General features: G+C 41.4%; 7 protein-coding genes and 1 tRNA gene. 6 read left to right on the top strand and 2 right to left on the bottom strand.

Translation table 11 applies throughout. The annotated features are described in order from the left end of the window. The first annotated feature begins 128 nt into the window (after positions 1-128). The 4 genes from ABYU67_RS11410 (at position 129) to ABYU67_RS11395 (ending at position 2,755) form a co-directional block, all read left to right on the top strand. Positions 129-890, top strand: coding sequence for a hypothetical protein (locus tag ABYU67_RS11410; RefSeq protein ID WP_372845288.1), 762 nt, complete (start codon positions 129-131; stop codon positions 888-890). Between the two features lie 195 nt (positions 891-1,085). After that, positions 1,086-1,496 carry an OsmC family protein gene (locus tag ABYU67_RS11405; RefSeq protein WP_372845286.1) on the top strand — a complete coding sequence of 137 codons (411 nt, stop codon included), beginning with the start codon at positions 1,086-1,088 and terminating at the stop codon, positions 1,494-1,496. Positions 1,497-1,564: 68 nt separating this feature from the next. Continuing rightward, on the top strand, positions 1,565-2,029 hold the full coding sequence (locus tag ABYU67_RS11400; protein WP_372845284.1) for a flavodoxin family protein: 465 nt from the start codon (positions 1,565-1,567) through the stop codon (positions 2,027-2,029). A 120-nt stretch (positions 2,030-2,149) separates the two neighbouring features. Beyond that, positions 2,150-2,755 (top strand): DUF938 domain-containing protein, encoded by a 606-nt coding sequence (locus tag ABYU67_RS11395; RefSeq protein WP_372845290.1) that lies wholly within the window; start codon positions 2,150-2,152, stop codon positions 2,753-2,755. A gap of 98 nt (positions 2,756-2,853) precedes the next feature. On the opposite strand, the gene ABYU67_RS11390 is transcribed toward ABYU67_RS11395, so the two are convergent. Beyond that, the gene (locus ABYU67_RS11390; protein WP_372845282.1) at positions 2,854-3,660 is read right to left on the bottom strand and encodes a dienelactone hydrolase family protein; all 807 of its coding nucleotides are present in this window, start codon (positions 3,658-3,660) and stop codon (positions 2,854-2,856) included. A 436-nt stretch (positions 3,661-4,096) separates the two neighbouring features. Between ABYU67_RS11390 and ABYU67_RS11385 the strand changes: the two genes are divergently transcribed. Continuing rightward, positions 4,097-6,184, top strand: coding sequence for a catalase (locus ABYU67_RS11385; protein WP_372845280.1), 2,088 nt, complete (start codon positions 4,097-4,099; stop codon positions 6,182-6,184). A gap of 285 nt (positions 6,185-6,469) precedes the next feature. After that, positions 6,470-7,252 carry an MBL fold metallo-hydrolase gene (locus ABYU67_RS11380; RefSeq protein WP_372845278.1) on the top strand — a complete coding sequence of 261 codons (783 nt, stop codon included), beginning with the start codon at positions 6,470-6,472 and terminating at the stop codon, positions 7,250-7,252. A gap of 82 nt (positions 7,253-7,334) precedes the next feature. Here the strand turns inward: ABYU67_RS11380 and ABYU67_RS11375 are convergent. Then, positions 7,335-7,410, bottom strand: a tRNA-Lys gene (locus ABYU67_RS11375). Positions 7,411-7,621: the final 211 nt, after the last annotated feature.

Below are 7,621 nucleotides of genomic sequence, written 5' to 3'. Positions count from 1 at the left end.
TTTGAAAGTCTTTAATGTCATCGAAGCTTTTCATGCTACCAGCCATTTGCTCGGCTAGTTTTTTAATGTCAGATTGAGTAGTCATTGCTTATTCTCCGGTTAGTGGATTATAAGCAGTTACACAGTTTTTGGGAAACTCTCCATATCTTATGCATCTTGGTTTCTTTGACTATGTTGGTATGGAGAATATAGGAAAAAAACTAGGTCAAACTAAAGGCAATACGAAGTATTTACCAATTAGAAAAATCACTCTTAAAGAGCTAAATGATAGTATCAAGGATACTGATGAAAGCTTAATGGATGCTATTAATTTTATATCTGGAACACTGGCAACAGTTTTATCTGGAGAAGAGCGTGGTGAGATAAAAAAGACGTTTAGTTATTCTATTAGAGAAATTATCCGTAATACTTTAGAGCATTCGGACTCTGACTACTGTTTTATATGTGCACAAAAATGGGCAAATGGTCAATCCGAGATCGCTATTATTGATGAAGGATGCGGAATACATAAGTCCTTGTCTATAGCTTATGATGTTGCAGAGGATGAAGTACTTCACTATGCTATAAAGCCAGGAGTAACAAGGGCTGATAAACTTACGGAAAAGGAAAATATTCATAATAATTCAGGTTTCGGCTTATATGTATTATCTGAACTTGGAAGTAGTTTTGGATGGTTTTGTGTGGGTAGTGGAAAGAAAATGTTGAATTGCGAAAAACAGAAAACAAAAGTCTCGGATTTATTTTTCTCAGGAACTTTTGTTGGTGTGCACCTAAATTCGCATCCTAAGAGTTTTCGAGGTGTGTTGCAAGACATTGTCCAAATTGGTGAAGAGGAATCTGCTAAAGAAGGTAGAACTAGTACCGCTTCCGAACTTTCTAAGACGATATAATTATTCAAAAGAAGCCACATTGTTAAAATTTATTTTTTATTTTTCCTAAATCAGCTAAGGATTCGAATATTATAAAAATAATTGTTCTCGATTTTTAACTGACAAATTTGAAAAATATATTATTAAGCAGCCTGCTATTTAAAAGCTTTTAAAAAGAAGTAATCTGAAAACAATAACTATTAAAGAGAGAACCTTATGGCAACCTCAAAAGTAACCTATCAAGGCGATTTACGCACCACCGCTATTCACCTACAATCAAACAATGAAATTATTACCGATGCACCAGTTGATAATCACGGCAAGGGTGAAGCATTTTCACCGACTGATTTGTTAGCGACTAGCTTAGCCAGTTGCATGTTGACGATTATCGGGATTAAAGCGCGTGATATAGATATCGATATTGCAGGCACTAGTGCTGAGGTGACCAAAGTCATGGCTGCTGATCCAAGACGTGTGAGTGAAATACATGTCGCGATTACTTTTAATCAGCAGTTAGATTATAAAACCCAAAAAATATTCTATAACACTGCGCTCACTTGTCCGGTTGCGAAAAGTATCCATCCTGATATCATTCAAAGAGTAACAATTAATTCTAAAAGCTTTTAATTCTAAGAACTACTGGTTTCAAGAGTTTTTGATTCCAAAAACCAGTAACCTCTATAAGGATGATTGATATGGCTAGCAAAACCTTACTGATCGTTGCCCATGCGCCATCACCGAATACCAAAAAATTGGCACAAGCGGCCTATGACGGTGCCAATCATCCTGATATAGATATCAATGTCATATTAAAGTCGCCACAAGATACCCAGCCTGAAGATATTCTGGCAGCTGATGCGCTGTTATTAGGGACGACTGAGAACTTGGCGTATATGGCAGGATTAACCAAGGACTTCTTTGATCGCTGTTATTATCCAGTGTTAGAGAAGCAACAAGGTATGCCATTTGCCTTATATATTCGTGCAGGTCATGATGGTACGGGCACCAAGCTTGCGCTGAAGACAATTACCACCGGACTGCGTTGGGAGTGGATTCAAGAAGCGCTGATATTGCAAGGCGATTGGCAAGAGGCATTTACTGAGCAAGTTGAAGAGCTGGCGATGACACTGGCAGCTGGGGTAGAGGCGGGTATTTACTAGTTTTTAATGCTTTGCTTGTGGTCATTATTCCTATCAAAGCTGTGACAGTGTAGACCTATAAGGATGTGAGCCGTGTTTAATAATGATTCAAATAATACTCAGTTTATTGCTCCCGTTGGTATGCCGTTTTCTCAAGCCTGTGAAAATAATAAGCAGCCAATTTTGCATATTTTACAGCAAGAGTTGCAATATTCTACCCATGTATTGGAAGTGGGTTCAGGAACGGGGCAGCATAGTGTGTATTTTGCACCGAGATTGGCGCATTTAACATGGCAGACCAGTGATGTGTTAGCCCATCATTCTATGATTAATGCTTGGCATGCTGCTTATCCTGCGCCCAATTTATATTCGCCGTTAACTTTTGATTTGGCAGTTGATTCATTGCCGATAAATGCTACTAGCAATCAGCCCTATGATGCGGTATTTACTGCCAATACCTTACATATCATCTCATGGTCGTTGGTGGAGAAGTTGTTTGAATTAGTAGGTGAGGCTTTACCAATCAATGGAAAGTTGATTATTTATGGACCATTTAATGAAAATGGGCATTATACCAGTGCGAGTAATCAGCAGTTCGATAGCAGTCTCAGGCAACGCGACCCAAAGAGTGGTATTCGTCATTTAGAAGACATCATAGCGTTGGCAAAGACGCATATGCTAAAACTGTCTGATAAACATGCGATGCCAGCCAATAACCAGCTATTGGTATTTCAAAAGACTAAGTAACGAGCCTTTGATAAAAAAAGACCTCTCAATCGTTATAAGATATTGATTGAGAGGTCTTTTTTATTTACAGCTGTTTATGTTGGTTGCATACAATAAAATTATTTATAAGTTTGGGCTAAAAAATCTAAATAACGCTGCCAAGAACGCTCGTCAGCGCGCGCATCGTATCTATCGCTGCCAAATACGCTAAAAGCATGGGGAGCACCACTATAGGTAATCATTTCATGGGGAACTTTTGCTGCTTCTAGTGTCTTACCCAAAGTCGTAAAGCTCTCTAAAGAGACGGACTCATCCGCAGAGCCATGAAATACCAGTATCTCGCCATTGGTTTTATCATAACTTTGACCGGTCGGTATATCAAAGGCACCATGGAACGGGACAAAGGCTTTTTGCGGGAAGCCTGAGCGAGCGAGCTCTAGAGCAACTGTACCGCCAAAACAGTAGCCCATCGTTACGCCCGTGCGTGCATCATTACCTTGCGCTTGACCAGCGTTTAATGCACCTTCTAGTAGGCGACGCATTTTGCTGCGATCATCATATAATGCCCCCGTTAAGCGTTTATTGTCTTCAATAGTTGTCGGGCGAATACCTTGCCCAAACATATCAGCAGCCAGTACGTTATAGCCCTCATTTGCCAACATATCAGCGCGCTTACGCTCGTAGTCTGTTAGCCCATCCCAATCATGAATCAGTAAGATAAATGGTGCATTTGCTTTATCAGCTTTGGCGTAATAACCCTCATATGGCTGGTTGTCTACCGTATAAGTAACATTTTTAGTGGTAATCGCTGCCGCCGTTTGGTTAAACATCAATGCCGCTAAGCCTAAAGAGGCGCTGTATAGTAACTTTTCGCGGTAGTGCTTAGATGATTTGAGTAATTTTATAGAAATCAATGTCATGGTCATGGGTAGCCTCATTATGTTAGTTAAAAAGCTCAGGAAAAATAGCCTATTTTAAAACCGATCCACCCTAGTAACCCTCATGAGTAGACACTTATGACAGAATAGCCTAAAGAATCACTACTTAACAACGCTATCGTGTTAAAAATAACAGGCATTACTAGCCTTTATGAATTTAACTGATGCTTATTTTTCTTAACCAAATATCAACACGCTTAACCATATAGTTGACATACCTAAGCAAAATTTTTGAGTAAGATAATTATTGATCTCAGCATTGCTGTTTTAAGGGTGCTTGAGTCAGTTTTAACCGTGCTATAACACAGAACATAAACGGACATTTGAAGTCGCCATTATCGCTACGGATATAACAACTGTGTTAGCGCTTATTAAATGGTCTATTGATAGCCCATTTTTACTCATCAGCTAGCTAGGATATTTTATGAATAAGAATATTGATCATACCGACCCCGCTAAAGACATGAATATGGAACGTGGCAATGGGGGTGAAACCCACCAACGCGCAGGTGATGACACCAAAGTCCTAACTACTCAGCAGGGTGTAGCCATCTCTGACAATCAAAACTCACTCAAAGCTGGACCGCGTGGCCCAAGCTTGCTAGAAGATTTTGTACTACGGGAAAAGATTCATCATTTTGACCATGAGCGTATCCCTGAGCGTATCGTCCATGCACGAGGTAGTGCCGCACACGGTTATTTTGAGTTAACAGAGTCATTAGAAAAATATACCACGGCAAAGATTTTGACTGAAACTGGCAAACAAACCCCACTATTTACCCGTTTTTCGACCGTAGCGGGTAATAAAGGCTCAAAAGATACGCCCCGTGATGTACGCGGCTTTGCGGTAAAGATTTATACCGAAGAAGGTAACTGGGATATCGTCGGTAATAATATGCCGATTTTCTTTATTCAAGATGCCATGAAATTCCCTGACCTTATCCATGCGGTAAAACCCGAGCCTGATCGCGGTTTTCCGCAGGCGGCATCTGCTCATGATACCTTTTGGGACTTTGTGTCGCTAAGCCCTGAGACCATGCATAACTTAATTTGGCTGATGAGTGATCGCGCGCTGCCGCGTAGCTTACGTATGATGGAAGGCTTTGGTATTCATAGTTATCGCCTCATTAATAAAGAAGGTAAAAGTACCTTTGCGCGCTTCCACTGGAAGCCAGTATTGGGCGTACAATCAACCACATGGGATGAAGCGGTAAAAATCTCAGGCGCGGATCCTGATTATCATCGCCGTGATTTGTTTGAATCGATTAATAACGGCGACTATCCTGAATGGGAATTTGGCGTGCAGTTATTTACCGAAGATGAAGCCAATGAATTCCCGTTTGATCATTTGGATGCGACCAAGCTGATACCAGAAGAGCTAGTACCGGTCAAAGTAGTGGGTAAAATGGTGCTCAATCGTTATCCAGACAATTTCTTTGCCGAAACAGAGCAAGTGGCATTTTGCCCATCGCATCTACCGCCTGGTATCGATTTTAGTAATGACCCCTTATTACAAGGTCGCCTATTTAGTTACTTGGATACGCAGCTATCACGTTTGGGCTCGCCAAACTTTGCGCAGATTCCTATCAACGCACCAAAATGTCCGTTTGCCAATAATCAGCAAGATGGTCATATGCAGATGCAAGTGCCGAAGACGCGCACCCTTTATGAGCCACAAAGTCTTGATCCAACGCGTCCACGTGAGAGTGTGAAAAAAGGTTTTGTATCGTTCCATGAGCAGCTAGATGATGGGGTCAAAGGTCGCGTGCGCGCTGAAAGCTTCGCCGATCACTATAGCCAACCACGTATGTTCTATCGTAGTCAAACGCCAGCTGAGCAAGCACATATTGCCTCAGCCTATGCCTTTGAGCTCGGTAAGGTAGATACGGCGCATGTCCGCAGTCGTACGCTCAGTCATCTGCTGCATATCGATGAAGATTTGGCCAATCGCGTAGCTACTGCCTTAGGGATGGAGTTACCAGAGCCTGCTGAGGCCGCAGTACCTGTACAAGATATGGCGACATCAGAGGCTGTCCAAACCATTGGCCGTACGCCTAAGAGCTTAAAAGGGCGCTTAGTTGGTATCTTGGTCGCTGAAGGCTCTAAGCATAGCGAGATTAAAAAGTTTGAAGATGCGGTCAATGCTGAGGGCGGAATGGTCAAAATCGTTGCGCCAAATAAAGAAGTAGTCTTGGACGATGATACCCGTATTCAAGCGGATGAGCGTCTCGCTGGTGGACCGTCGGTGATGTTCGATGCTGTGGTCAGTATTATCATGCCAGATCAAGCCAAAAAGCTGGCACAGGACAGCTCAGCGCTAGATTGGTTCAATGATGCTTATGCTCACTGTAAAGCCATTGCGTACTGCGGCGCGACTGATGAATTTATCCTAAGTAAACTCCCAGTTGAAAAAGATGAATTTGTCACGCCATTATCTGACTTAGATACCTTTATCGAAAATGCCAAAACGCGTCTATGGGAGCGTGAGCCAAAGGTGCGTGACCTTGCCTAATAAGGCTTTATATAAACGTATTTAAATCTTTACAAAGAACTCAGCCACCGTGCTGGGTTTTTTTATGAGATAGGTTTATGTTTGATCTAAACAATCTTTAGTCACAGGCGTTCACTGAATCTCACTCATGAGCCTCTATTGAACGTTATAATGACCAATCATATTGCTTAATAAAATCAATAATAGAGCATGAATAATCAGGTTAGCAGGTTAAATGCAGCCTTTGCTTTCCTATAGGGATATTTAAATGGCTAATATAAGTATTATATTAGATAAAGGGATATTATGAGTTTGGTAGATATCGTTGCGATAGAGGGATATATTCAGACAACATATATGGCGGTTTATTCTGATAAGCTGCTGCTGTTAGATTCAGGGTGTCGCTGTGATGTCGATAAGATTCTGGCATACATTACTGACACTCTAAAACGCCCAGTTGAGCAACTAAAGACAGTCATGGTCACGCACATGCATCCCGATCATGCCGGCGGCGCTAAGCGATTGCAGCAAAAAACTGGCTGTCAGATCGTGACTGCAAGGTCTGATAAGCCTTGGTATCATAGTGTTTTTGGTAGAGTCGCCCATTTAAATGATTTGGGATTGACGTTTTATGTTGCCAGTCGTCAAGGCAAGTCGATGAGGAATGTCTGGTACCATCCTATTTTAAAAGCGGATATCACTGTGCAAGATGGTGATCCTGTGCCAAATTTTGACGATTGGATCGTTTTGGAGACGCCAGGGCATACCGATCGAGACTTGTCTTTATGGCATCCGCAAACTAAGCAGGCGTATACCGCAGATCTGATATTACTTATCAAAAATAAATTTGTCTCGCCGTATCTGATTACCTTGCCAGATGCTTACCGTGCATCCTTAAGCAAAGTCAAGGCGCTGCAACCAGAGGTTTTGTTATTGGCCCACGGCAAAAGGGCTGAGGTTGGCGATGAAGATTTTGAAAAACTAGTAAAGCGGACACCGAACGCACCACGCAAAACAACCCTAAGAAATGGTTTTAATCTGATGTTTTCGCAAGTTAAATTTGCGCGTAAAAGGGTGGATACACCTTAACTAAACATACAGCAACTAAGCACACAGCAGATAATATAAACAAAAAAAAGCCCAATCAATAAATGACTGGGCTTTTCAAATATGGTGGGCCGACCGCGACTCGAACGCGGGACCAATTGATTAAAAGTCAACTGCTCTACCAACTGAGCTATCGGCCCTGAGAAGCGTTAAAAAATTGCATGACAATTTTAGCTTCGCAAGATAAATTTCCTTAAAGGGAAATTTATTAAAACCAGACATCAAAAACAATGTCTTAAAGCTTCATTTCTTTATCTATTCATGAATCAATATCAAAAGAGACAATAAGCTTGTTTACCCGTTTAGATTATTTGTATCTCTAAACGTGAGAGCACATTATATATATAATTA

The organism is Psychrobacter sp. (genome assembly GCF_041554015.1).
GTDB lineage: Bacteria > Pseudomonadota > Gammaproteobacteria > Pseudomonadales > Moraxellaceae > Psychrobacter.
Note: the sequence above shows the minus strand (reverse complement) of the source record. Positions and strands in the feature narration are given on the sequence as shown.